The following is a 22,491-nucleotide window of genomic DNA, read 5'->3' on the forward strand; positions in this document are numbered from 1 at the left end:
CATTTTCAGCCCGTGAGATTTCCATGACCACCGTAACGCTTCAAGCCGACATCAAAGCCAAGTGGCCCCAAGGGCAAAGTTCCTACAGCCCCGGAAGCCCGGAAGAACTGGCGATCATTGGTATCGACCTGCTGGTCAAGGAACTGGGCACCCAGGCGGCGCAAGCGTTCATCGGCCAGATATTTGAGAAATACCCGGCCGATTACGGGGGCGCCCAAGGGCGCGAATAAGAACCGGGCGACGAGCGCCGCCCGGCAAAACACCTTACTTCAGACGCGCCAGGCGCTCGGTCAGCAGATCGAAGAAGCCCTGGGCGTCGCCATTCTCAACCCAGAACACATTCTTGGGCTGCTTGAGGCCGTCGTACCAATCGACGATGGTCTGGCCGAAGGTCGGGCCTTCGCGGCTGTCGACCACCATGTTGGCCTCACGACCGCTGAACAGCGAAGGCTTGAGCAGGTACGCCACCACGGTAGCGTCATGGACCGGGCCACCGGGAATGCCGTAGTGCTCCATATCGCCTTTGACGTACTCATTCAGAATACTGCTGACCACCTTGCTCGCGTTGTTGTTCAGGTCGGCAATCTTCTTCAGGCGGGCGTCGCTGGTGAGGACTTTATGGGTCACGTCCAACGGCAGGTAAGTCAATTTCACACCGCTTTTGAGCACGATCTCAGCCGCCACCGGATCGGCGAACAGGTTGAACTCAGCCACAGGGGTGATATTGCCACCATTGAAGTGCGCGCCGCCCATCACGACCACTTCCTTGATGCCCTGGGTGATTTCGGGCGCTTGGGTCAGGGCCAGTGCCAGGTTGGTCTGCGGGCCGAGCATGGCGATGGTGATGCTGTGCGGCTTGGCGCTGCTCAGGGTCTTGATCAGGTAGTCAACGGCATTGCCTTCGGCCAGGCCTTTTTTCGGTTCATGCACCGTGACGCCCGAGATGCCTTCCTTGCCATGGATATTCTCGGCGTAGATCGGTTTGCGCAACAACGGCGCTGGCGCACCGGCGTACACCGGGATGTCCTCGCGCCCTGCCCACTCACGCGCCAGGCGCGCGTTGCGCGAGGTCTTGTCCAGGCGCACATTGCCGGCGACGGTGGTCAGCGCACGAATGCTCAACTCCTGCGGCGAAGCCATGGCAAACAGCAAGGCCACCACATCGTCGGCACCCGGGTCGGTGTCGATGATCAGGTCGATTTTTTCCGCCGCTTGGGCGCTTGCAGCAGTGAGCGCGGACAAAAGCAGAACACTCCGGAACAGGTTTTTCAGGGTAGGTAGACCACGTTGCATAAAGCACTCCTTGTCATAGGGGGGACGCTAGAACGTTACGCCGGACACCAGCGCGATATTGCAGTACGGCTGGCACTCGCCAGTGCGCACCACGGCGCGGGCATTGCGGCTCAATTGCTTGAATTGGTCATGGCTGAGCAGGCGTCGTTCGCCCAGTGCAGCCTGCTCTGTGAGCGCATTTAGCGCGGTCAGCGCAGACGGTTGTTTCAGCAGGATCTCTTGCGCCAGCACATGGCTTTCCACCTGCATTTCGCTAAGCACGATGCGCAAGGTGCTGATGAAGTCCGGGATGCCCTGGGTCAGTGCCAGGTCGATCAATTCGACGCCAGGAGGTACGGGCAGGCCGGCATCGCCGATGACCAGGATGTCACCGTGGCCCAGGGACGCGATCACACGCGACAGGGCGATATTCAGCAAAGGTGTCTTTTTCATGCGGGCACAAAACCTTGTACGTCGTGCAGCGTAGGAATGGAAGGCTGAGCGCCAGCACGGGTCACCGACAACGCCGCCGCCACCTGACCAAAACGGATCGCCTCAGCTTCGCTCTGGCCCGCGGCCAGCGCGGCGGCAAAGCCACCGACAAAGGTATCGCCAGCAGCGGTGGTATCCACCGCCTTGACCTTCGGCGCCACCAGGTGCTCAAAGCTCTTGCCGTCGGCAAACAGCGCGCCCTGGGCACCCAGGGTGATGATGACCTTGCCAGCACCTGCCCGGATCAGCGCGGTCGCGGCGACCTTGGCGCTGTCGAGGCAGTCGACCGTCACGCCGCTCAGGGCGCTGGCCTCGCTTTCATTGGGGATCAGATAATCGATCGAGGCATACCAATCAGCGGGCAACGGTCCGCTTGCCGGGGCCGGATTGAGGATGACCGTCTTGCCCAGCTCGCGCGCCCGCTTGAGCGCATACCCAACGGTCTCCATTGGCACCTCAAGCTGGCAGATGATCACGTCTGCCGTCTGCAGCACAGCGTCGCACGTTCGCAGCGACGCAGGCGTCAACTCACCGTTGCTGCCGGCCACAATGACAATGGCGTTCTGGCTGCTGTCATCGACCACGATCAACGCCACACCGCTGGAGCCCTCCACCGTGCTGACTGCCTGGCAATCGATGCCTTCGACCAGCAGCGCATCGCGCAATTGGCTGCCGTAGGCGTCGGTACCGATGCACCCCACCATTGCGACACTGGCGCCCAGGCGTGCCGAGGCGACGGCCTGGTTGGCGCCCTTACCACCGGGCACAGTGGAGAACGTCTGGCCGATCAGGGTTTCACCGGCACGCGGCAGGCGACTGGCGCGGGTGACCAGGTCCATGTTCAAGCTGCCTATTACCACTACTTTTGCTGGCATACATCAGTACTCATCAATTCGGTTCAGCGGTATTGGGCGAACACATCAGCCAATGGCGCGGTCGACTCACGCAAAACAATACTGGGCGTCACGATACGTTGATCGATCGGCAGTTGGGGTGTTGCTATTCGTTGCAGTAATAATTCGGCGGCCGTCTCACCCAATTGCAGGATCGACTGGCCGACCGTTGTCAGCGCCGGGTAGACGTAGCGCCCCATCTGAATGTCATCGAAACCGATGACCGACAGCTCGCCCGGCACCCGCACATTGCGCTCGGCGGCGGCGCGCAGCACGCCAAACCCAATCATATCGTTGCTGGCGAAAATCGCGCTGGGTGGGTGTTGCGATAATAACTGTACGGCTGCGGCATACCCGCCCGTGCTGGTGAAATCGCTCTCCAGGGTACGACTGGCCAACACCTCGATACCCGCCTCGCGCAATGCACGCTGGTAACCCGCCAGGCGCATCTGCGCCACGCGGGTATGCCCCGGGCCGCCGATACAGGCGATGTCGCGGTGGCCCAATTCCAATAAGTGCCGGGTCGCCAGGTAAGCGCCCTCTTCGTGATCGATGCGCACCAGGTCCACATCAATCCCATCCAGCGCCCGGTCGACAATCACCATGGGCGTGCGCACGGCACTCAAGCCCGCCGCAAGGCCACTGTCATCGCCGCCCACGGAGGTCACGATCAAGCCGTCGACGCGTTTTTCCAGCAACACGCGCAAGTAACTGCGCTGTTTCTCTGCGTCGTCATCCGAGTTGCAAAGGATCACGCAATAGCCATTACGCTCGCAGTAATCCTCGATACCCCGGGCCAGTTCGGCAAAATACGGGTTGAGGCTGTTGGGCACCAGCAGGCCGATGGTCGCCGTGGTCTTGGCCTTGAGCGAGCGTGCGACGGCACTGGGCACGTAGTCCAACTGCTTGATCGCCGCCTCGACCTTGATGCGTACCGGCTCGCTCACTGGGCGCGTCTTGTTCACCACATGGGACACGGTGGTGTAGGAAATACCTGCAAGCGCTGCCACATCCTTGATCGTTGCCATGGTTCAGCCCCGCCGACTGGCGCGCTGGCTGCGGTAAGTGTCAAGGACCACGGCAATCACGATCACAGCACCGGTAATGATGCGTTTAGTCGGCTCCGTCGCACCGATCTGCGCCAGCCCGGCCGCCAAGACCGAAATGATCAACACGCCGAAGAACGTGCTGATGACCGAGCCACGCCCGCCCATCAGGCTGGTGCCACCGATCACCACGGCAGCGATCACTTGCAGCTCCAGGCCCGAACCGGCATTCGGGTCCGCCGCTTCCAGGCGCGAAATCTGAAACAGCGCCGCCACACCGGCCAACAGCCCCATCAGGCTGAACACCAGGATCTTGTAAGGCTTGGGATTGATGCCCGCCAGGCGCACCGCTTCTTCGTTGGTGCCGATGCCGATCAGGTAACGACCGAAGACCGTACGGGTCAGTACCAATTGGGCCGCGATGATCACCAGCAGCGCGATGATAAACGACGGGGAAATACCGAAGGCAATCGGGTTGGACAGCCAGGCAAACGAGTCTCCGATATAAGCGGTGCGCGAGCCCGTCATCTGGTAGGCCACGCCGCGGGCCATCTCCAGCACGCCGAGGGATACGATAAATGACGGAATGCGCCAGGCCACCGTGATGGAGCCGGTGATAGTGCCGGCCAACGCCGCGCAACCCATGCCCAGCAGAGCAGCGGGCAACACGCTCCAGCCCCAGCCCAGGATCGCCACGCTGACTGCCGAGGCCGCCAATGCCAGTACCGAGCCCACGGACAGGTCGATGCCGCCAATGATCAGGATGAAGGTCATGCCCACCGCCAGCACCATCAGGTCTGGAATCTGGTTGGCCAGGGTGCTGAAGGTGTCATAGGACAGGAAGTGATCGCTGAGCACCGAGAACAGCGCAATCATCGCCAGCAACGCACCCGCCAGCCCCAGGTAGGTACCCAGGCCATAGAAGTTGCCGCCAGTTTTACCGGGGGAAATGCTTGTTTTCATGGGGTATTCCTAGGCGCTGCTTCGTTGAGCAGCGCATCACGTTTCTGATAGCCGGCAAAGGCGGCGGCGAGCAATTCATCCTGGGTCCAACTGTCACGCTCGAAGGTCTCGATCAGGCGCCCGGCGGACAACACACCGATGCGGTCACAGATCAGCATCAGCTCACGCAGGTCACTGGACACCACCACCAGCGCCTTGCCCTGGCGGGTCAGTTCACCGAGCAAGGCATAGATGTCGAACTTGGCACCGACGTCGATGCCGCGGGTGGGCTCATCGAACAACATCACCGCGCAATCGCGCTCCAGCCAGCGGCCAATCACCACCTTTTGCTGGTTACCGCCCGACAGCTCGGACACCAGTTGCGTGGGGCTGGAACTGCGGATACGCATGGCATCGATCTGGCGCTTGGCCAGAGCGGTTTCGTTGCGGCTGTTGACGACGCCACCGCCGGAAATTTCCGGCATGTTGCCCAGGGCGATGTTGGCGCTGATGGATTGGGTCAGCAGCAGGCCCTCGCCCTTGCGGTCTTCGGTGATCAGGGCAATACCGTGACCGACCGCGTCTACCGGCGAGCGAATGCTCACCACCTTGGCCGGCGAACCCAGGGCCACGGTACCGCTGTCGGCCGGGTCGGCGCCGAAGATCAGGCGCAGCAATTCGGTGCGGCCGGCGCCAATCAGGCCGGAAATGCCATAGATCTCACCGGCGCGCACTTCAAAGGACACATCGCGAACCTTGTCCGAACGGGTCAGGCCCGTCACCGTCAAGGCCGGACCACCGATGGTGCGCGGGCCCAGGTCAATGTGCTCGCCCAGTTCGCGACCGACCATCAAGGTCACCAACTGCTCACTGTTGTAATTGGCCATCGGCTCGACGCAGACCAGCTTGCCGTCGCGCAATACCGCAATGCGCTGGGCGACACGGGCCAGCTCTTCGAGCCGGTGCGAAATATAAATGATCGCCACGCCTCGGGCCTGCAGGCGCGTGATTTGTTCGAACAGCATCTCGACTTCACGGGCGGTGAGCATCGCCGTGGGCTCGTCGAGGATCAGCACATGGCAGTCGCCGATCAGGTTACGGGCGATCTCGACCATCTGCTGGTGACCAATGCCCAGGCTGCCCACCAGCGTGTCCGGGTCGATCGCGTCCAGGCCGACTTGGGCCATGGCTTCGATCGCGGCTTTGCGCAGTTGTTTGCGGCTGATCCAGCCACAGCGGCTTGGCAGGTTATCCAGGAACAGGTTTTCAGCCACGGTCAGCGTCGGCAGCAGGTTGAGCTCCTGCATGACCATGCGCACGCCCAAGGCTTCGGCCTGGGTGCGGCTGGCGGGGGCGTAATCCTGACCGTTGAATTGCATGTGCCCGGTGGTGGGCGTGACCAGGCCGCCGATGATCTTCGACAAGGTACTTTTGCCTGCGCCGTTTTCACCGGTCAGCGCCAGCACTTCCCCGCGATTGAGCGTCAGGGTGATGTCGGACAGAACCGGTTGGGCATAGGTCTTACCGATACCGCTGACCGAGAGGACAGCGTTCGGGGCGGAAGATGACATAGGAAAATCTCCAGGCGCCCGCCCAGGACGAGCGGGCGCTGTTGGGTACTGCCAGGATTACTGCTTGATGACGAGTTCGACCGGGGTTTCGATCACGCCATCTTTGGCATCGACTTTCTCACCCTTGACCAGCTTCAGCGCATTCTGGATACCGAACACGGCTTGCTGGGCAGCGGCCTGGTCAGCGGTGGCCAACACGCGGCCGTCCTTGAGCATTGGTTTGATCGCATCAATGTTGTCGTAACCCACCACCAACACCTTGCCGGCCTTGCCTGCCGCACGCACGGCGGAGACAGCGCCCAGGGCCATGTTGTCGTTACCGGCCAACAGCGCCTTGATATCTGGCGTTTCGCTCAGCATCGCTGCGGCGATCTTGTTGCCTTGGTCGATTTCCCAGTTACCGGATTGGGTGGAAACAATCTTCATGCCCGCCGCGTCCATCGCATCCTTGAAGCCTGCGGTGCGCTGCTGGGCGTTGGTGGTCGTGGGTACGCCCTCGATGATGCCGACCTTGTCACCGGCGGCCAGTTGCTTGGCCAGGTAGTCGCCCACCAGCTTGGAGCCTTTGCGGTTATCCGGGCCTACGAACGGGATATCGAGTTTTTTGCTTTTGAGGACATCCGGGTCCAGGCGGTTGTCGATGTTGACGACTTTGATACCGGCATCGGAGGCCTTCTTCAACACCGTGACCAGGGCCTTGGAGTCGGCGGGCGCAATGACAATGGCATTGACCTTGGACAGAATCATCTGATTGACGATATCGATCTGCGCAGCGGTATCGGTTTCGTTCTTGATACCGTTGGTGATCATGTCAAAGTCGGCGGCGTGGTCTTTCTGGTACTGTTTGGCGCCGTCCTGCATGGTCACGAAGAACTCATTGGCGAGCGACTTCATCACCAGGCCAACCTTGGGTTTGGCAGCGGCGTCATCAGCAAATGCAGAGGAGAGAGGCAAAGCGGCGGATGCGGCAGCAAGCACAGCAACAGCAAGAAGACGTCCAGCAAATGGCAGCTTCATGGGTTCACTCCGATCTTATGATTATTGTGAGCAACGCTTGCACCGAAGAGCCCTCCGGCAGCCCTCCCACCTGGGCGGCTGATACGAGTTGTGACGATGTGCCAAGGGCGCAGTGAAACATCTCGCAAACGTTTGCGTTGAGCAAACTATGAGAACCTTGTCGAGATTTGTCAACGGTAGCAGCAAGCCTTTCATGGGCGCCCTCCAAGCTCACCCTTTAGCTACTGACCGCTGATACGTTTAAGCAAATTCGCCCTGCCTGACCGTTCTCTGAAACGACAGACTGTGCGGCGAATGATCACACAGGGTGCCCGGACAAATCGAGAACGCTTTCGGACAACCGAACACCACAGCCCTTCGCGTTCGGAAAGCCGGACAGCGCCCCGCCCCATCAAACCGAAACCTCACTTTAAGTTGTTTTAAATCAATAAGTTAATTTAAAAAACCCAACATGCTCAGCCTGGTACAAATCCTGCTCTTTCTCAGCACCTCGCGGCGTTCAGAACCGCCCGGGTGTTCTAGATGAACCTGCTACAGCACTCATCAAAAACCAGAGAGAAAAATAATGAAATCTGCATTGAAGAACGTTATTCCGGGCGCCCTGGCCCTTCTGCTGCTATTCCCCGTTGCCGCCCAGGCAAAGGAAGTTGAAAGCAAGACCAAACTGTCCAACGTAGTCATCCTCGCCACAGGCGGTACCATCGCTGGCGCCGGCGCCAGTGCGGCCAACAGTGCCACCTACCAGGCGGCCAAAGTCGGCATCGAACAACTGATCGCCGGCGTTCCTGAGCTTAGCCAGATCGCCAATGTTCGCGGCGAACAAGTGATGCAAATTGCGTCGGAAAGCATCAACAACGAAAACCTGCTGCAACTGGGTCGCCGTGTCGCCGAACTGGCCGACAACAAGGACGTGGATGGCATCGTGATCACCCACGGTACCGATACTCTTGAAGAAACCGCCTACTTCCTGAACCTGGTAGAAAAAACCGACAAGCCTATCGTGGTGGTCGGCTCCATGCGCCCAGGCACCGCGATGTCGGCAGACGGCATGCTCAACCTGTACAACGCGGTTGCGGTCGCGGGTAGCAAGGAAGCCCGCGGCAAAGGCGTGCTGGTGACCATGAACGACGAGATCCAATCGGGTCGCGACGTCAGCAAGATGATCAACATCAAAACCGAAGCCTTCAAGAGCCCATGGGGCCCAATGGGCATGGTCGTTGAAGGAAAATCCTACTGGTTCCGCCTGCCGGCCAAGCGTCACACCATGGATTCTGAGTTCGACATCAAAACCATCAAAAGCCTGCCTGACGTTGAAATTGCCTACGGCTACGGCAACGTGAGCGACACCGCCTACAAGGCACTGGCCCAAGCGGGCGCCAAAGCGATCATTCACGCCGGCACTGGCAACGGGTCGGTATCGTCCAAGGTGGTTCCAGCGTTGGTGGAACTGCGTAAACAAGGCGTGCAGATCATTCGCTCTTCCCACGTCAACGCCGGTGGCATGGTTCTGCGTAACGCCGAACAGCCAGACGACAAATACGACTGGGTCGCCGCCCTTGACCTGAACCCGCAGAAAGCCCGCATCCTGGCGATGGTCGCCCTGACCAAGACCCAGGACAGCAAGGAACTGCAACGGATCTTCTGGGAGTACTGATCCCTGCTGATCTACCTGTAGGAGCGAGCTTGCTCGCGAAGAACGCTAACGATAACGCGCAAAGCCTGAGTCACTGCGGCGCTATCACGTTTTTCGCGAGCAAGCTCGCTCCTACAGTTCCTTTGCCCCCCTTAACAAACTTCCTGATTCGCTGTCAGACGAACTTCTTGAAATTTAAGCAGTTGCGAAATTGCCTACAGTTAAATACTGTATGTGCGTACAGCCAATTAAGGAATGCTCTGTGGCAAAGCCCTCTTCCGCAGCACCTGCAGCGCCTGACGCCTATCAGCGTCTGGCCATTCGCGTGCAAAAAATCATCAATTCGACCAACGCGCAGAAAGCCAAGGCAGCGCTGATCTTCCGTTTACCTGATGAGCCGGAGAACGATTGGCAACGTTTACTGGAAGAGATTGCGGAAAACGACAACGTCACCCTCGCCTATCGAGATGACGGTGGCGTGCAGATTTTCTGGGTTGTGCCGAAGGAAGATTGATTCAATGAGTGCCCGTTTTATTGCTGTGTGCTGTCTGTTTTTTACCGTCACCGCCAACGCCCAGGCCCCTCGAACCTTCAGCGAAGCCAAGAAAGTCGCCTGGAAGCTCTACGCGCCGCAATCCACGGAATTCTATTGCGGCTGCAAATACACCGGTAACCGCGTGAATTTGAAAGCCTGCGGTTACATCCCGCGCAAAAACGCCAACCGCGCCGCGCGCATCGAGTGGGAACACATCGTGCCGGCCTGGCAAATCGGGCATCTGCGTCAATGCTGGCAAAATGGGGGGCGAAAAAACTGCACGCGCCATGATGAGGTGTTCAAGCGCGCCGAGGCCGACCTGCACAACCTGGTGCCGAGCATCGGTGAAGTGAATGGCGACCGTAACAACTTCAGCTTTGGCTGGCTGCCGGTGCAAAGCGGGCAGTACGGCTCATGCCTGACCCAGGTGGACTTCAAGGCGAAGAAGGTCATGCCGCGCCCGTCCATTCGCGGAATGATCGCGCGCACGTATTTTTATATGAGCAAGCAATACGGCCTGCGCCTGTCGAAGCAGGACCGGCAATTGTATGAAGCCTGGAACAAGACCTACCCGGTGCAAACCTGGGAACGCCAGCGCAACCAGACCGTGGCTTGCGTGATGGGGCGTGGTAATGAGTTCGTCGGCCCGGTCAACCTCAAGGCCTGCGGCTGAACGTGGGCGGGGGTGCCCGCCCACCTGGCCTGCTACTGCGCAGCCTTGTGTTCGATAATCTCCGACACGGTGTCGTTTTTCTTGGCCCGCGCCATTTTTTCGTTTAGCAGCGCCTGCTTGGCTTCGGCCTCGGCTTTGGTCGCAAACGGCCCCAACAGCACCTCATCCTTGCCGTCGACTTTCACGATATAGAAATTGAAGCCATGCTCCAGCAACCAGGCGGTCAGGTCGGTGATCGCCTGCAACTTGTGGTCCGGCGGGCCGACCCGGATATCCCATTCCTGGGCGGCAATCGCACCGGCTTGCGGCAGGCTTTCGGTCACGGCAGGCTTGGCCTTGGGGGTATCGACCGACTTACCTTCACCGCATCCGGCCAACGCCAACACCACAATTGCCATCGCTACTTTACGCACTGCCCTGCTCCTTTGAGGATCAAAGAGGCAACTTTACCATTCACTGTCTATTCTGGCCGTCATAAACGTTGGCTTAAACAATGCGAATCATGTATCGCGACCTGTATGATACCGCCATGGGAATTAATGTCGCCTCTACGCGTCCTAAAAGAGGCAGTCACAGGGAAGCGCTTCGCAGTAAGCTACACACATCCGACACCTGCCCTGTCTGAAACATGTGTCCTTAAAAGTAATTCAAGGAGAAGTCCATGCTTATACTCACCCGCAAAGTTGGTGAAAGCATAAACATCGGTGATGACATTACGATCACCATCCTGGGCGTTAGCGGCCAGCAAGTACGAATCGGCATCAACGCCCCTAAGGATGTTGCCGTGCATCGCGAAGAGATTTACCAACGTATCCAGGCCGGCCTGACTGCACCCGACAAAAACCAGACGCCTTGAAACGCCTCCAGTAGCCAGCCTTTTCGTTCACTGTAACGGCTGGCGAAAACCCCATTGGCCTGTTCGCGTCCCCCGCGTGACCAGCGCGCCTTGAGTCTTCCCTTCGCTGCAAGATGAAACTGTCTGGGCATCCGGAACTTGTCGCGCTATTGGCAGCCCAATTTCTGACACTTTATCCTGCCATCCGAGTGCATTTCAGGAACACGTCGATGAGGCCAGCTGCGTCGCAACCCCTTGTTTCAAGATCCTGGATGCTTGCCCTGCTGATAGGGCTGGTCTTCGTGGCACTCGGGTGTGGGTTGAGAATGGAAGTTGAAGGGGCCGATCCCGACACTCATTCCTGGGTGGATCTGGCGCTTCTGCTCTGCGGCTACCTGCTTGTGTTCTGCCTCAAGCCCATCCAGAAGGTGATCTTGCGCAAGTTGCGCCAGCGCGCCGCCCATCGCGCCCGCGGGAACGCCGCACGCTGAGCGCTGCTGCCTGTTATCGGATCACCGGTATTTACAGCGCCGCCACACCACCTATCATTGGGCTTGCGCAGTCAGTCAAAGGGGCAGAGACAGATGGACACCCTCAGCAAAACCCAAATCGAATCGGCACTGGCAGCGCGCCTGCCCAGCTATACCGTTGAGTGCACACTGCATGCCGACGGTACGCTATCAGCCGTTCTCAGCGGCCCAGGGACCGATCACTTCGCGGTTACCGGCATCGTGCGTGCGCACTATCACGGTACAGAAGCCATCAACCGGCTCGCCACCGAGATCCTCAGGGAAATGGTGTTGTCGCGTCAGGGTATGAAAAACAGCCGGCTGCAGGCGTTGTCCGATCCCATCGACTGCCTGGAAGGCCGAGACCGGTAACAGGCTCGGCCTTCCACGTGTCACGGCGCTAACCGACTCAGGGACAGCAAGCCATCAGCCCCCCGCTCGGCTTTCAACGCACCGTATTGCTCGATGCAAGCATGGGCCGTCACCATCGGCGCCAAGTGTGTCGAGGTCACCACCAGGATATCCGCCCCCGCCGCTTCCCCAGCCTGAATGCCCACTGTGGCGTCCTCGAACACCAGGCAGTCTTGCACCGGCACGCCCAGGCGCTTGGCACCCAGCACGTAACAGGCCGGATCGGGCTTACCCGTCTTCACATCTTCGGCTGTCACCAGTACCGCCGGCACGGGGATACCCGCCGCTTGCAGCCGGCGCACGGCCAACGCTTTTGGCGCAGAAGTGACCAACGCCCATTGATCGGCGGGCAGGCTGGCCAAAAACGCCACCGCGCCAGGAACTGCCACGATGCCTTCGACATCGCGCAGTTCAGCCTCGGTGATCCATTGGGCTTCTATCTGTGGATCGACACCCGGCAATGCCTGGCGGGTGATCGTATCAATCGCGCGGGCACCATGAATGGTGTGCAGAAACGCTTCCATATCCAAGCCATGCCGAGCAGCCCAGATACCCCAGACACGCTCCGCAGCGGCAATGGAGTTGAGCAGAGTCCCGTCCATATCAAACAGGAAGGCGCGGTAACGGCGGCTAAATACACTTGGATTTGGACTGGACACTGCGCGGCTTCCTCATGGGCTGGGCCCCTGCAATCTACGGATCACCTCGCCGCTTGTAAACGCCGAGACCTGGCCCGTCAGCGCCAAGGCAAAAATGACGAACTTGTCATCATCCTGTTGGTTGGCTGTTGGGGTCGCCTGGTTACCGTGAACTCACTACCAACCCGGAACGTGAGACACCACCATGAAACTGTTCGCCTTAGGCTTCGCCGCTTTGCTCGTCACTGGCTCGGTATTCGCTGCCGACGCCGCCCCTGCTGCCAACGTGATCCATGACAAAACCGGCTTCTTCGTCCATCTGGATGTCGCCAAGGTGCTGTCGAGCACCGACACCTACGGCCAATGCGGGGTTGTGCCGGCGCAACTGCGCTACCTGGACCACCAAGACCGCGAACATGTGCTGGATTACCAAGTCCAGGGCACCGGTTGCACCAATGACAATTGATCGGGCTACACTGGCGCAACTTATTGAAGCAGAGCACTTCCCATGAACATCCTTGTAGTCGAAGACGAACCCAAGGCCGGCAATTATCTGCTCAACGGCCTGCAGGAGCTGGGGCATTGCGTGAGCCTGGCCCGCGATGGCGTGGACGGTTTGCACCAGGCCCTGGAGACGCCGTTCGACGTGATCGTACTGGACGTGATGATGCCGAAAATGGATGGCTGGGAAGTACTGCGCCGCCTGCGCAAAGAAGCCGATACCCCGGTGCTGTTCCTCACCGCCCGCGATGACATCGCCGACCGCATCAAAGGCCTTGAGCTGGGGGCCGACGACTACTTGATCAAGCCCTTTTCGTTCGCCGAACTGGTGGCGCGCCTGCGCACCCTCAACCGACGCGGCCCGAGCCGGGATGAAGAACAACTACAAATCGCCGACCTGCACATTGACGTACTCAAACGCCGAGTGACCCGCGCCGGCACGCGCATTACCCTGACTAATAAAGAATTCGCCCTGCTGCATCTGTTCGCCACGCACCAGGACCAGGTGCTGTCCCGCTCGCTGATTGCTTCGCGGGTGTGGGACATGAATTTCGACAGCGACACCAACGTGGTGGACGTCGCCGTGCGCCGCCTGCGCCTGAAAATCGACGACCCGTTCCAGCTCAAGCTGATTCACAGCGTGCGCGGCATTGGCTACCGCTTCGATACCCAGCCATGAACCGCGGGCATCCTTACTCCCTGACCCTGCGCCTGGCGCTGATCTTCGCCCTGCTCGCCTTCGCCCTGCTGGCAACCCTGGGCGTGGCGCTGTACCGGGAACTGGAGCGCGAACTGATCCGCCGCGATGACGCCGCGCTGATATCCCGAGTGGATCAGCTACGCAACTTGCTCAACGACAGCAATACCCTGGACCTGATCAAGACCAAGCCAGAGCTGTTCCAGAACATGTTGGGCAACCGCGAATCGGTGCTGAGCATCGCCGCACCCGGCCAACAGCCGCTGCTGCTGGTAAACCCCGGGAACATTGCGCTGCCGTCGATCCAGCCGCTGCCCAAGGATCACAAGCTCATGTTGAACGACGTACAACATTTACCCGGCCTGAACGGTATTCCCTTCTCGATGGTGGCCGTGGCCATCGACTCCGGCGACCTGGGCAGCCTGCAAATCACCAGCGGCCGGCTGATGACCGAGCGCACCGCGGTGCTCGCCAGTTACCGACTCAGCGTATACATCCTGGCGAGTATCGCCGCGATTATCCTGGCGCTGGTGGGTTACTTGCTGGTCCATCGTGGCTTGTTGCCGTTGCGCCGCCTGGCCCGGCATGCCCATGGGATCGGCGTCAGCAATCTGGCCGAACGGCTCGACAGCCACGGCGCACCGAAAGAATTGCTGCCCATGATCGACTCGTTCAACACCATGCTTGAACGCCTGGCCAAAGGCTTTGTACAACTGGGCCAAGTGTCCACCGACATGGCCCATGAACTGCGCACCCCGATCAACAACCTGCTCGGCGAAACCCAGGTGGCCCTGCAACAGCAGCGCAGCATCGAGAGCTACCAGCAACTGCTGGCCTCCAATGTCGAAGAGCTGGAACGTCTGGCGCGGATGCTCGACAACATGCTGTTCCTGGCCCGCACCGACCCCGCCAGCGCACTGCGCCAACGCCAGGCGCTGGACGCGGCGGATGAAGTGGAACGCATCGCGGATTACTTCGAAGGGCTGGCCGGTGATGTGGACATGCACATCACCGCCCTGGGTGAAGGGGTGATCTGGGCTGAACCGATGCTGCTGCGCCGCGCCTTGGCCAACCTGTGTGCCAACGCCATCAAGTATGGCGCGCCGGGCTCGGAGCTGAGTATCAAGGCAGTGCCGGATGGCGCGGGTATCAACCTGAGAGTCAGTAACCAAGGCCAGACGATCCCAGCCGAGCACCTGCCACGACTATTCGAACGGTTTTACCGGGTGGATGAGTCCCGCGAGCGGTCGTCCCAGTCCAACGGACTGGGACTCTCGATCGTGGCGACCATCATGCAGCTGCATAACGGGCGGTACCGCGTCAGCAGTGAAGATGGCGTGACCTGTTTTGAGTTGTTTTTTCCTGGCCGTGAAGCCTGAGGATGCTGCAACTCAATCAAACGCGCCGTTAAGGACTTCGTAGATGATGCCGGTCGCAATGGTCACCAATATCAAATCGGTTCCCGCTTGCTGCCACTCGTAACCGTCGTAGCGAGGCAACTGCCCCAGCAAGCGGCCATCGAGTTTCTTGGCAATACCCGGCGGCAGTGGCTTTCCGCGTGCCAGGTTTTTCTGAATGCCAGGCGGCAAGGCAGGGCCCGGGCGCCAATAATCGCGGTGGCCGCCCAACACATTTAGCACACGACCTCGATCAACGCTGAAGTCATTGCTGGATGGGCCGCCCTTGTCTTTGCCCTTACCTTGCCCACCCTGGGCATTACCTTTGTTATTACCGTGACCTTTGCCGGTGTCCTGCCCACCATAGGCATCACCTTTGTTGTTGCCTTGGCCTTTGCCATTACCTGGATCTGCAAATGCAAGGCCACTGGTGACAGACAGTGCAAGCGACAACGCAATCGATACGAATTTCGTACGCTTTAGCATGGCGACTTTCCAAGGCGAGGGTGTGCTGGAACTGTAGTTGAAATTGCAACACAGCGTATAGCCTCAGCTGATCTGGCCACCGGCAAGGACGACATCCGCCTGGGTTTGCCAGGCGGCCAGCGCCGCAACCCGCAACCCCTCCACGGTCGTCAATAACGCCATCGAAGGCTCGCCCGACTCAGGCAAGCCAGGTACATGAATAAACCCACTGCGCACCCCAGTCCCCGCCAACGCATGCTGCAAGCGGTAAAACACCTGGTTACACACAAACGTCCCCGCCGTCTGCGACACCGAGGCCGCAATGCCCGCGTCACGCACTGCCTTGACCATGCCCTTGATCGGCAGCGTCGAAAAGTACGCCGCCGGGCCGCCCTCCACCACCGCGGTATCAATCGGCTGCGCGCCCAGGTTGTCGGGAATACGCGCATCGTTAACGTTGATCGCAACGCGCTCGATGGAAATATCACTGCGCCCAGGCCCCAGGCCCGTGGCGATGACCATTGCTGGCTGCAGTTCGTTGATCAACTGCAGCAAGGTCTCGGCAGCGGTGGCAAATGCGCAGGGCAAGCAACGCGCAACCATCGTCACGCCCTCGCTCAATGGCACACCGTCCAACTGGCGCACGGCCTCCCAAGAGGGGTTTACCGCCGCCTTATCAAAGGGCTCGAAGCCCGTCAGCAATACGCTTTGCACAATGACCTCACATCAACAGGTAAAGCAGCACGATATTGACCACCAGCATCATCAGCGCCGTGGGTATCTGGGCCTTGATCACCGCGTTTTTGTCCGGCAGTTCCAGCAGCGCCGCCGGTACGATATTGAAGTTGGCCGCCATCGGCGTCATCAACGTACCGCAATAGCCCGAGAACATACCAATGGCCGCCATCACCGCAGGGTTGCCACCGTAAATTCCCACCAGCACCGGCACGCCGACGCCACCGGTCATCACTGGAAAGGCCGCAAAACCATTGCCCATGATCACGGTAAACAAGGCCATGCCCAGCACATAAACCATCACCGCCACCAACTTGTAGTCCAGGTTGATGTAAGTGGTGGTGACATGAGCGACCGCCGTACCCACCCCGGCCTCATTAAACAACAGCCCGAGCATCGCCAGCATTTGCGGGAGCACCATGGCCCACCCCAGGGCTTCGGTCAGGCGCCGGGATTCGCGCAACGCTTGCACCGGCGTATCACGGGTCAGCCAGCAGACCAGGCCAAGGGCGATCAGGCAACCGATGCCGAGGGAGACAAAGGTGGTGTTCTTCGGGTCCAGCAGCGGTACACCGCCGATTTCGGTGTGTTTGAGCAACACCGAACCAATCACCGTGGTCAGCGGAATCGCCAACGCCGGGATGAACAATTTATGGCCCAGGCGCCCAGCACTGGCGCGAGACGCCTTGTCGTGCAATTCGGCGTGCTGGCCACGACCTACGCCGCCCAAGCCCGCAATCAATGCCATCACCACCACACCCACCCCGATGACCACCGAAGGCAGGCGCTCACCTATAAGGAACGGCACCGCAAACAACAACCAGAACAGCGCACTAGACCAACGCTTGGGGTGGGTACGGTCGAGCAGGATCATGCCGGCGGTGATCAGCAACAGCACGCCCGCCAGCCAGTACAGGTATTGAATGGAAATAATCATTGAGCGACCTCCACCGGGGTGGTGGCCGAACTCATTTCGCGGGTCAGGCGCCGGTCGAAACGATGCAACCGGATAGCGTGAATGATAAAAGCACAGATCGCCGTCGGGATGCCCCACACCGCAATGTGCAGCGGTTCCACATCAATCCCCGAGCCGAGCAGGAAGGTGTGCATCAACGCAATCGCACCAAAGGCCACGAAGATGTCCTCACCAAAAAACAACCCGACATTGTCGGTAGCAGCGCACATGGCCAGTACCTTGTGACGCAGCTTGTCCGGCAGCTTGCCATAGCGTTTTTCCGCCGCGCCCTCGGCCATCGGCGCCAGCAGCGGCCGTACCATCTGCGGATGCCCACCCAGGCTGGTCAACCCCATGGCCGCTGTGGACTCACGCACAAACAAATAGATGATCAACAAGCGCCCGACCGTGGCGCGTTCGAAGCGGGCGATCCAGTTCTGCGCATGCAGACGCAGGCCATGGCGCTCCAACAGGCCAATCACCGCCAGCGGCAATAACAGAATCAGTTGCAGGGCACGGGTCTGAAGGAAGCCATCACCCATGGTGGCGAGAATTTTTTCCAGCGGGAACTGGGCGGCAAGCCCGGTGGCGATGGCGGCCGCGGTGACCACCAACAGCGGATTGAAGCGCAATACAAAGCCGACCACGATGACAAGTACGCCGATCAACGGCCATAAGTTCACAACAGTTTGCATGGCGGGGAGGTCCTTTAGTGCGCGCTGCGGCGCCATTACAGCAGGATGTGGGCAAAGGGCTCACAGCTTGAAAGTGGCGTGCAGTCGGCTCGGTTTTTTATTGTTGACCTGGAAGGTCGAGCGTCAGTGGCGGCAACTTTGCTGCCTGGGGCCTTGGGGTGTCCAACAAGAAAAATTGTTGCTGCAAACCAATAATTTTTGTGGGGGGAAGACACTGTGCGGTACGGTGCCTGGAAGGAATTGAACCCAGTTTTTTTTGGACAAATCGCGTGGGTGAGCTCGCTATGGCGTCGGAAGTGAAAATTCCTGATCAGCACCTATACTCCACGATGCAGCTGTGTGTACTTGCAGTTCATTCACGGCGTCATGCCGACAATGAGGGGTTCCCGCTATGTATGCCGGACAAATGAGTAATATGGCGACCACGCTTGGCGAGATACGCTGCCAACTGTTCGCCCAGGTAATTTGCCTGCTGGCGGTGGCGACGCTGTTCGCATGATTGGACTTTCTAGCCCTGAAAGGACGCCGCCAGGCGTCTTGGCTTTGTTGTGCCCAAATTTCGACGAGACTCTGACGCCCACTGGCGGCACAACCTATTCGGCTCTTGATGGCGTGGTTATTCGCCACTTACTACGGCTTCGGCTGACTTCTGCAGGTTCATCTCGTCGCCTCTCGGCACTTGGTAGCACAACGGCAAAACTCCAAATCTCCCAGGGTAATTCGCTCGACCTTCCTGCTTATGCCTGTCGGATTTACGTCACAGCGTTCCGTGCAAGTATTGGGCTTTGGCGACACCACGCCGTGCCGCCTCATCCGCTTCCTGTTCGTCAGGCCAGCATTTTGTCTCGGGCTTCCCTCATGTTCGCAGTTCACCCGCGCCCCCCCCTTGCCTCTGGCTAACACTCCCCTCTTGCCGGGTGTGTAGAGGACTTTCACCTCCAAGTCACCAGCGAGGCCACCACAGCCAAGCTGGTTGCGCTTGCGCGCAACGCTCCATGCCTGGCGCACCATAAAAAACTTCGGCATGGCCGAGGTTGGTTTTTCTTTGATATAAGCGATCCAGGAAATAGATCGAGTTTCCTCTATTCCGGGGACTTCCCGTTGTTAGAGCTCGCGAGGTCGAACAGTTTTTTTAGCTCGGCAAGATCTTTCTTGGCTCTTGTAATTTCGTAAAGCCGATCGTTTCGCTCTTCCTCTGCAATCAACGCGAATAATTTGGCAACAAGCCCGTCCGGAAGCTGATGCTCGTCGTCACTGTGCCCGCTGCGAATTGATAATTTAGCCTCTCCTTCCGAAGAAGCTTTTAGGTCATCAAAGAACGCTTCGTTAACCCCCAAATCATGATCATTAGGAGTAATCCCCTTTTCACCAAGTTCTTTGATGACAGGATCAGCAACACATCGAGCGAGCGAGGCAAAATCCCGTTCGCTCATCTCCATGAGATTAAGAACGTCTCCTCTCTCGAGCTTCTGAGGCAGGGACTTACCGGCTGGCAGCCAAGCTGAAAGATCTAGCGAGCGAGACAGCCCATCGTATTTGAGTTCAGAACTTAGGACGGTGAATGGCACAAGTCCTTCAGATAGCACTCGCACGGACCAAGAACTACCCTCATATTCTTGATAAACCTTAGCGCGCGGCCGCTCCTTTTCAGCCTGTTTCGATGATTGAGAAAGAGCCACCCAAACTGCTGCGAATGTGCCTGCTGCCGCCAACCAATCACCCAAACTGCCCAAATTAGGAACAAAACGAACTGTTGATTGAGGGTTCATATTAATACCGACAACCAACCCTAAGAGGGCAAAAAGCGCCCCTCCGATGCAAACCCCTGTCACCGTCTTCCAATGCATAAACCCTCCTTAGGTAGAAGGCATTTATATCAAACAATACAATCAAATCGCCACTACTCTATACGACAACCTGCAATCCTCGCATGATTAGGTAATCGGCAAACTGCGTCCTGCTCGGTGCGTATGGAGGCGGACGCATGCGTAAACCGGACGTATCGCGGTTCAGTAGCGTCCGCCGGCCGCTTGGCTCAGTGCAGATCAGTCACTGATACGGAACAAAGCGCAGAGCTAAAATGGTATCTGGCCCAAGGCGATAAAACAGCCTGGGACTACTTCATCGCCGAGCAGTCAGCTGCCTGATCAGCCGCCACCGATTGCGCTGAGCGCAGCTTAAAAATCAGCAGCCCTGATTACCTCGACCCCGCCACTATATTCGTCTGCAAAAGAAGTTAAGCTCACTAAAGCCTTTTCGGGGGCGCCGTGGAGTATCCACAAAGACTTTAGGCTTTCATCAGACTGATACCCTTGAGTGGATATTTGATCTAGAACTTTGTGCATTCGATTTGCGTACAGGGCTATGTTCTGCACTTCCCTAGCGACCAAAGCTCCAGGGAGTTCGTAAATAGGAAGCCTTGCAATCCATAGCGCTGCGGCCTCAAGAGCTTCCCTATGTAGGGGTGCACTCCCCTCAATGATGATGTCTGGCATCTTCCTGGCTACCTCAATGACGCGCCTGGCAACAATTTCAGCAACCTCGACTGTAGCCCTCAGCGACGCAATACGCTGAAGCCTTGCTTCTTCCGATACGTGGTTCACCTGGTCTCGAAACAACTTTTGCGACTGGCGTCCTTGCTGCCGTGCAACGCCTATAGCAACACCCAATGCCAAGAGCGATCCAATCGCCTGAACCCATGACGCTAATCCTGGGTGATGTTCGATCCAAAAAGAAATACTTTCCCAGCTCATCGCCCGCTCTCCTGCAAATCTCGGAACTATAACCGGCGAGGGTCCCCTATGTCCGCACAACAGAAATTACCTCAGTTCATCCATGACCAGCCGAGCATGGGCCTGCCGTTCGAAAAGGAACTGCTAGTCGGCCTGTCCGCCGGCAATGCCGGCACCGACACCGGCATCGCACGGACATACCGGAGCCGGACGTGGCCGTGAACCACAACCAAATCGCCCTGGCTGTGCATCGCCAACCACCCAAACACAGCGCATTACGTAGCCGACGTGTAAGAGGTTACCCACTGAAAGCCACTAGTGGGCACACAAGCACACATGGCGTGGATGAATCCGTATCGGCCAGCAGCGCAGGCGGTACCCATCACGAAGAACAACCGCTGTTTGGCCACAAGTTCGGGAAGCGCGAGAAAACTCACTGGATCACGTTCATGAAGAGGGGGAGGAAAAAATAGTCGGGAAACCGACACTCCGGTACATGAACTATTGAGGCTCATCTAACTAGGAATGCCTCATGAGATATTTTGCAGAAGTACTCATCGCAGTCGCCCCTACACGCACTCGCAAGTCTAGGAATCGCTTCTTTCGAGAATACGACCGATGGTCCGACCGTCTGCTTCGGCTGGGCTTGATAGATCTTGAAGAACGCCAAAATCTGCGGCGGCAAATTGCAGGGGCATATTTCGCCACATCTATGTAAAAGCTGATCCTTCTTAATAAGCCTGCCAAAAAGCGGGAGGCCTCCTACTGCCGCCCAACGCGGCAAGGAAGGACACCAATGTTCGCTATGACACTCACCCTGATAGTACTTGGTGCTTTGCTGTATCTGCTAGGAACGCTCGGCTGGTTCGCCATAAGGGTTCCTGACTTGCTGGAAAACGGAACCGTGGAATAACTGCTGTACACATTTTCCGGGAGTTGCGCCTGGCTGCTGATCACCTTTGGCCTGGCTATCCACATCATCAAGACAGTGCAGTCCACGGCCGGCGGGAGGTAGCTATGGCAAAGGTCCTGGCGCAAATTACGGTCGAGCTTCCACACATCATGGAGGCCGACAGGTAAAGGCTGTATGTATTTCGTCGACGTGCAGGCGGCGGTCATTAGATCGAGTGCCCCACAGCGGACCAAGATGCTGGAGATTGGGTGATGGCTGCCCGGCCCCGCGCGCTGCAAAACAGAAAGTTTCCGACAAGCCTACCCGAACGGGAAGTACTGACGATCTCGCAACCGGTGGGCGCCGAGTTGGCGTTTTGAGGTGGGGGTTTTGCAAAAGTTTTGCAAAAGTTTTGCAAATCGCAGAAAGCAAAAAGGGGTCACCGTTTCCGATGACCCCTCTAGACCGCCCAGCAGAGCGGATTTTGTTTGGTAGGCGCGATTGGACTCGAACCAACGACCCCCACCATGTCAAGGTCTGCTAGGAGTAGGCTCCTAGCCCTGCTGCTCTTGGACTTCACAGAACGCCCATTCACATCTATGAGGCGTCAACAATGGCAAATTTCCGCTTACTTCCGTCCGGCAACTGGAATGCTCAGGTACGGGTTAAAGGCAAATCCCCCCAGTCGAAAACCTTCAGCACCAAGGCCGAAGCAGAGTCATGGGCGAAACAAATCGAAGCCGTGACGTTGGATCGCAAGCACCACACTATCTATACGCTCGGGATGATTTACTGCGAAACCATGCTCAAGGGTAAAGGCAGCTACAACCACGCCCTAAAGATCGTTGAGCACCTAGGCAGGTATTTCACCCAGCCTATTCATGAGATCACGCCGCAGTTGATCAATGACTTCAAGATTGTCAATGGCCATTAATTTTGACCCACTTTTGGCCAA

General features: G+C 58.4%; 26 protein-coding genes and 2 pseudogenes. 13 read left to right on the top strand and 15 right to left on the bottom strand.

What is annotated here, in order from left to right; genetic code table 11:
• The first annotated feature begins 23 nt into the window (after nt 1-23).
• A complete protein-coding gene (locus tag ACWHXD_RS20085; RefSeq protein ID WP_032896210.1) occupies nt 24-230 on the top strand; it encodes a hypothetical protein in 207 nt (68 codons plus the stop codon).
• Between the two features lie 34 nt (nt 231-264).
• On the opposite strand, the gene ACWHXD_RS20090 is transcribed toward ACWHXD_RS20085, so the two are convergent.
• Genes ACWHXD_RS20090 through ACWHXD_RS20120 form a run of 7 tightly spaced genes read right to left on the bottom strand, consistent with a single transcriptional unit; the run spans nt 265 to nt 7,233 of the window.
• Nucleotides 265-1,293: a nucleoside hydrolase gene (locus ACWHXD_RS20090; protein WP_032896207.1), complete on the bottom strand. Its 1,029-nt coding sequence runs from the start codon at nt 1,291-1,293 to the stop codon at nt 265-267.
• 27 nt (nt 1,294-1,320) lie between these two features.
• The gene (rbsD, locus tag ACWHXD_RS20095; protein ID WP_138762900.1) at nt 1,321-1,725 is read right to left on the bottom strand and encodes a D-ribose pyranase; all 405 of its coding nucleotides are present in this window, start codon (nt 1,723-1,725) and stop codon (nt 1,321-1,323) included.
• Nucleotides 1,722-2,639 carry a ribokinase gene (rbsK, locus tag ACWHXD_RS20100; RefSeq protein ID WP_138762901.1) on the bottom strand — a complete coding sequence of 306 codons (918 nt, stop codon included), beginning with the start codon at nt 2,637-2,639 and terminating at the stop codon, nt 1,722-1,724. Before rbsK ends, rbsD begins: the two co-directional genes overlap by 4 nt.
• Before the next feature lie 23 nt (nt 2,640-2,662).
• Nucleotides 2,663-3,685 carry a LacI family DNA-binding transcriptional regulator gene (locus tag ACWHXD_RS20105; RefSeq protein WP_003192500.1) on the bottom strand — a complete coding sequence of 341 codons (1,023 nt, stop codon included), beginning with the start codon at nt 3,683-3,685 and terminating at the stop codon, nt 2,663-2,665.
• Between the two features lie 3 nt (nt 3,686-3,688).
• Nucleotides 3,689-4,666: an ABC transporter permease gene (locus tag ACWHXD_RS20110; protein ID WP_003192502.1), complete on the bottom strand. Its 978-nt coding sequence runs from the start codon at nt 4,664-4,666 to the stop codon at nt 3,689-3,691.
• On the bottom strand, nt 4,663-6,216 hold the full coding sequence (locus ACWHXD_RS20115; RefSeq protein WP_032896204.1) for a sugar ABC transporter ATP-binding protein: 1,554 nt from the start codon (nt 6,214-6,216) through the stop codon (nt 4,663-4,665). The genes ACWHXD_RS20110 and ACWHXD_RS20115 overlap by 4 nt, the downstream gene beginning before the upstream one ends.
• Before the next feature lie 57 nt (nt 6,217-6,273).
• Nucleotides 6,274-7,233, bottom strand: coding sequence for a sugar ABC transporter substrate-binding protein (locus ACWHXD_RS20120; RefSeq protein WP_032896202.1), 960 nt, complete (start codon nt 7,231-7,233; stop codon nt 6,274-6,276).
• Nucleotides 7,234-7,798: 565 nt separating this feature from the next.
• On the opposite strand from ACWHXD_RS20120, the gene ACWHXD_RS20125 reads away from it, so the two are divergent.
• The 3 genes from ACWHXD_RS20125 to ACWHXD_RS20135 all read left to right on the top strand — a co-directional run bounded on the left by ACWHXD_RS20125 (nt 7,799) and on the right by ACWHXD_RS20135 (nt 10,074).
• Entirely contained in the window at nt 7,799-8,887 is a 1,089-nt protein-coding gene (locus tag ACWHXD_RS20125; RefSeq protein WP_032896200.1) for an asparaginase, read from the top strand.
• Nucleotides 8,888-9,128: 241 nt separating this feature from the next.
• Nucleotides 9,129-9,380 carry a DUF1654 domain-containing protein gene (locus ACWHXD_RS20130; RefSeq protein ID WP_032896197.1) on the top strand — a complete coding sequence of 84 codons (252 nt, stop codon included), beginning with the start codon at nt 9,129-9,131 and terminating at the stop codon, nt 9,378-9,380.
• 4 nt (nt 9,381-9,384) lie between these two features.
• Nucleotides 9,385-10,074, top strand: a complete 690-nt coding sequence (locus ACWHXD_RS20135) for an endonuclease (RefSeq protein WP_138762903.1) — start codon at nt 9,385-9,387, stop codon at nt 10,072-10,074.
• A gap of 32 nt (nt 10,075-10,106) precedes the next feature.
• Here the strand turns inward: ACWHXD_RS20135 and ACWHXD_RS20140 are convergent, their stop codons facing one another.
• The gene (locus tag ACWHXD_RS20140; RefSeq protein WP_044275175.1) at nt 10,107-10,472 is read right to left on the bottom strand and encodes an SPOR domain-containing protein; all 366 of its coding nucleotides are present in this window, start codon (nt 10,470-10,472) and stop codon (nt 10,107-10,109) included.
• Between the two features lie 263 nt (nt 10,473-10,735).
• On the opposite strand from ACWHXD_RS20140, the gene csrA reads away from it, so the two are divergent.
• The 3 genes from csrA to ACWHXD_RS20155 all read left to right on the top strand — a co-directional run bounded on the left by csrA (nt 10,736) and on the right by ACWHXD_RS20155 (nt 11,790).
• Entirely contained in the window at nt 10,736-10,930 is a 195-nt protein-coding gene (gene csrA, locus ACWHXD_RS20145) for a carbon storage regulator CsrA (protein WP_003192511.1), read from the top strand.
• A 209-nt stretch (nt 10,931-11,139) separates the two neighbouring features.
• Nucleotides 11,140-11,400, top strand: coding sequence for a hypothetical protein (locus ACWHXD_RS20150; protein WP_138762904.1), 261 nt, complete (start codon nt 11,140-11,142; stop codon nt 11,398-11,400).
• Between the two features lie 93 nt (nt 11,401-11,493).
• Nucleotides 11,494-11,790: a hypothetical protein gene (locus ACWHXD_RS20155; protein WP_138762905.1), complete on the top strand. Its 297-nt coding sequence runs from the start codon at nt 11,494-11,496 to the stop codon at nt 11,788-11,790.
• A gap of 20 nt (nt 11,791-11,810) precedes the next feature.
• Here ACWHXD_RS20155 and ACWHXD_RS20160 read toward each other — a convergent pair whose 3' ends face one another.
• Complete coding sequence (locus ACWHXD_RS20160) at nt 11,811-12,431, bottom strand: HAD-IA family hydrolase (RefSeq protein WP_414478941.1); 621 nt, start codon at nt 12,429-12,431, stop codon at nt 11,811-11,813.
• Between the two features lie 241 nt (nt 12,432-12,672).
• On the opposite strand from ACWHXD_RS20160, the gene ACWHXD_RS20165 reads away from it, so the two are divergent.
• The 3 genes from ACWHXD_RS20165 to ACWHXD_RS20175 are packed head-to-tail and all read left to right on the top strand — an operon-like array spanning nt 12,673 to nt 15,044.
• Nucleotides 12,673-12,933: a DUF2790 domain-containing protein gene (locus ACWHXD_RS20165; RefSeq protein WP_138762907.1), complete on the top strand. Its 261-nt coding sequence runs from the start codon at nt 12,673-12,675 to the stop codon at nt 12,931-12,933.
• A gap of 42 nt (nt 12,934-12,975) precedes the next feature.
• On the top strand, nt 12,976-13,647 hold the full coding sequence (locus tag ACWHXD_RS20170) for a heavy metal response regulator transcription factor (protein WP_032896183.1): 672 nt from the start codon (nt 12,976-12,978) through the stop codon (nt 13,645-13,647).
• Entirely contained in the window at nt 13,644-15,044 is a 1,401-nt protein-coding gene (locus ACWHXD_RS20175; protein ID WP_138762908.1) for a heavy metal sensor histidine kinase, read from the top strand. Before ACWHXD_RS20170 ends, ACWHXD_RS20175 begins: the two co-directional genes overlap by 4 nt.
• Before the next feature lie 12 nt (nt 15,045-15,056).
• Here the strand turns inward: ACWHXD_RS20175 and ACWHXD_RS20180 are convergent, their stop codons facing one another.
• From ACWHXD_RS20180 to ACWHXD_RS20205, 6 genes are all read right to left on the bottom strand, one after another.
• On the bottom strand, nt 15,057-15,548 hold the full coding sequence (locus ACWHXD_RS20180) for an anti-virulence regulator CigR family protein (protein ID WP_138762909.1): 492 nt from the start codon (nt 15,546-15,548) through the stop codon (nt 15,057-15,059).
• Nucleotides 15,549-15,611: 63 nt separating this feature from the next.
• Entirely contained in the window at nt 15,612-16,241 is a 630-nt protein-coding gene (gene pcp / locus ACWHXD_RS20185) for a pyroglutamyl-peptidase I (RefSeq protein WP_138762910.1), read from the bottom strand.
• Nucleotides 16,242-16,248: 7 nt separating this feature from the next.
• Entirely contained in the window at nt 16,249-17,199 is a 951-nt protein-coding gene (locus tag ACWHXD_RS20190) for a DUF979 domain-containing protein (RefSeq protein WP_138762911.1), read from the bottom strand.
• On the bottom strand, nt 17,196-17,912 hold the full coding sequence (locus ACWHXD_RS20195) for a DUF969 domain-containing protein (protein ID WP_305493929.1): 717 nt from the start codon (nt 17,910-17,912) through the stop codon (nt 17,196-17,198). Before ACWHXD_RS20195 ends, ACWHXD_RS20190 begins: the two co-directional genes overlap by 4 nt.
• 1,082 nt (nt 17,913-18,994) lie before the next feature.
• Nucleotides 18,995-19,759: a hypothetical protein gene (locus ACWHXD_RS20200; RefSeq protein ID WP_032896168.1), complete on the bottom strand. Its 765-nt coding sequence runs from the start codon at nt 19,757-19,759 to the stop codon at nt 18,995-18,997.
• Nucleotides 19,760-20,089: 330 nt separating this feature from the next.
• Nucleotides 20,090-20,665, bottom strand: a complete 576-nt coding sequence (locus ACWHXD_RS20205; protein WP_032896165.1) for a hypothetical protein — start codon at nt 20,663-20,665, stop codon at nt 20,090-20,092.
• Nucleotides 20,666-20,713: 48 nt separating this feature from the next.
• Between ACWHXD_RS20205 and ACWHXD_RS20210 the strand changes: the two genes are divergently transcribed.
• From ACWHXD_RS20210 to ACWHXD_RS20220, 3 genes and pseudogenes are all read left to right on the top strand, one after another.
• On the top strand, nt 20,714-20,866 hold the full coding sequence (locus ACWHXD_RS20210) for a hypothetical protein (RefSeq protein WP_238344581.1): 153 nt from the start codon (nt 20,714-20,716) through the stop codon (nt 20,864-20,866).
• A gap of 574 nt (nt 20,867-21,440) precedes the next feature.
• Nucleotides 21,441-21,659, top strand: a pseudogene (locus tag ACWHXD_RS20215) (hypothetical protein).
• Between the two features lie 490 nt (nt 21,660-22,149).
• Nucleotides 22,150-22,458 (top strand): annotated as a pseudogene (locus ACWHXD_RS20220) (tyrosine-type recombinase/integrase); the annotation flags it as partial.
• Nucleotides 22,459-22,491: the final 33 nt, after the last annotated feature.

The sequence above is a fragment of the Pseudomonas fjordensis genome, assembly GCF_976987115.1.

Coding starts and splice junctions, on each gene's coding strand:
- ACWHXD_RS20085 (WP_032896210.1), top strand. CDS start 24: ATGACCACCGTAACGCTTCAAGCCGACATCAAAGCCAAGTGGCCCCAA.
- ACWHXD_RS20090 (WP_032896207.1), bottom strand. CDS start 1,293: ATGCAACGTGGTCTACCTACCCTGAAAAACCTGTTCCGGAGTGTTCTG.
- rbsD (WP_138762900.1), bottom strand. CDS start 1,725: ATGAAAAAGACACCTTTGCTGAATATCGCCCTGTCGCGTGTGATCGCG.
- rbsK (WP_138762901.1), bottom strand. CDS start 2,639: ATGCCAGCAAAAGTAGTGGTAATAGGCAGCTTGAACATGGACCTGGTC.
- ACWHXD_RS20105 (WP_003192500.1), bottom strand. CDS start 3,685: ATGGCAACGATCAAGGATGTGGCAGCGCTTGCAGGTATTTCCTACACC.
- ACWHXD_RS20110 (WP_003192502.1), bottom strand. CDS start 4,666: ATGAAAACAAGCATTTCCCCCGGTAAAACTGGCGGCAACTTCTATGGC.
- ACWHXD_RS20115 (WP_032896204.1), bottom strand. CDS start 6,216: ATGTCATCTTCCGCCCCGAACGCTGTCCTCTCGGTCAGCGGTATCGGT.
- ACWHXD_RS20120 (WP_032896202.1), bottom strand. CDS start 7,233: ATGAAGCTGCCATTTGCTGGACGTCTTCTTGCTGTTGCTGTGCTTGCT.
- ACWHXD_RS20125 (WP_032896200.1), top strand. CDS start 7,799: ATGAAATCTGCATTGAAGAACGTTATTCCGGGCGCCCTGGCCCTTCTG.
- ACWHXD_RS20135 (WP_138762903.1), top strand. CDS start 9,385: ATGAGTGCCCGTTTTATTGCTGTGTGCTGTCTGTTTTTTACCGTCACC.
- ACWHXD_RS20140 (WP_044275175.1), bottom strand. CDS start 10,472: ATGGCAATTGTGGTGTTGGCGTTGGCCGGATGCGGTGAAGGTAAGTCG.
- csrA (WP_003192511.1), top strand. CDS start 10,736: ATGCTTATACTCACCCGCAAAGTTGGTGAAAGCATAAACATCGGTGAT.
- ACWHXD_RS20150 (WP_138762904.1), top strand. CDS start 11,140: ATGAGGCCAGCTGCGTCGCAACCCCTTGTTTCAAGATCCTGGATGCTT.
- ACWHXD_RS20155 (WP_138762905.1), top strand. CDS start 11,494: ATGGACACCCTCAGCAAAACCCAAATCGAATCGGCACTGGCAGCGCGC.
- ACWHXD_RS20160 (WP_414478941.1), bottom strand. CDS start 12,431: ATGGACGGGACTCTGCTCAACTCCATTGCCGCTGCGGAGCGTGTCTGG.
- ACWHXD_RS20165 (WP_138762907.1), top strand. CDS start 12,673: ATGAAACTGTTCGCCTTAGGCTTCGCCGCTTTGCTCGTCACTGGCTCG.
- ACWHXD_RS20170 (WP_032896183.1), top strand. CDS start 12,976: ATGAACATCCTTGTAGTCGAAGACGAACCCAAGGCCGGCAATTATCTG.
- ACWHXD_RS20175 (WP_138762908.1), top strand. CDS start 13,644: ATGAACCGCGGGCATCCTTACTCCCTGACCCTGCGCCTGGCGCTGATC.
- ACWHXD_RS20180 (WP_138762909.1), bottom strand. CDS start 15,548: ATGCTAAAGCGTACGAAATTCGTATCGATTGCGTTGTCGCTTGCACTG.
- ACWHXD_RS20190 (WP_138762911.1), bottom strand. CDS start 17,199: ATGATTATTTCCATTCAATACCTGTACTGGCTGGCGGGCGTGCTGTTG.
- ACWHXD_RS20195 (WP_305493929.1), bottom strand. CDS start 17,912: ATGCAAACTGTTGTGAACTTATGGCCGTTGATCGGCGTACTTGTCATC.
- ACWHXD_RS20200 (WP_032896168.1), bottom strand. CDS start 19,759: ATGCATTGGAAGACGGTGACAGGGGTTTGCATCGGAGGGGCGCTTTTT.
- ACWHXD_RS20205 (WP_032896165.1), bottom strand. CDS start 20,665: ATGAGCTGGGAAAGTATTTCTTTTTGGATCGAACATCACCCAGGATTA.
- ACWHXD_RS20210 (WP_238344581.1), top strand. CDS start 20,714: ATGTCCGCACAACAGAAATTACCTCAGTTCATCCATGACCAGCCGAGC.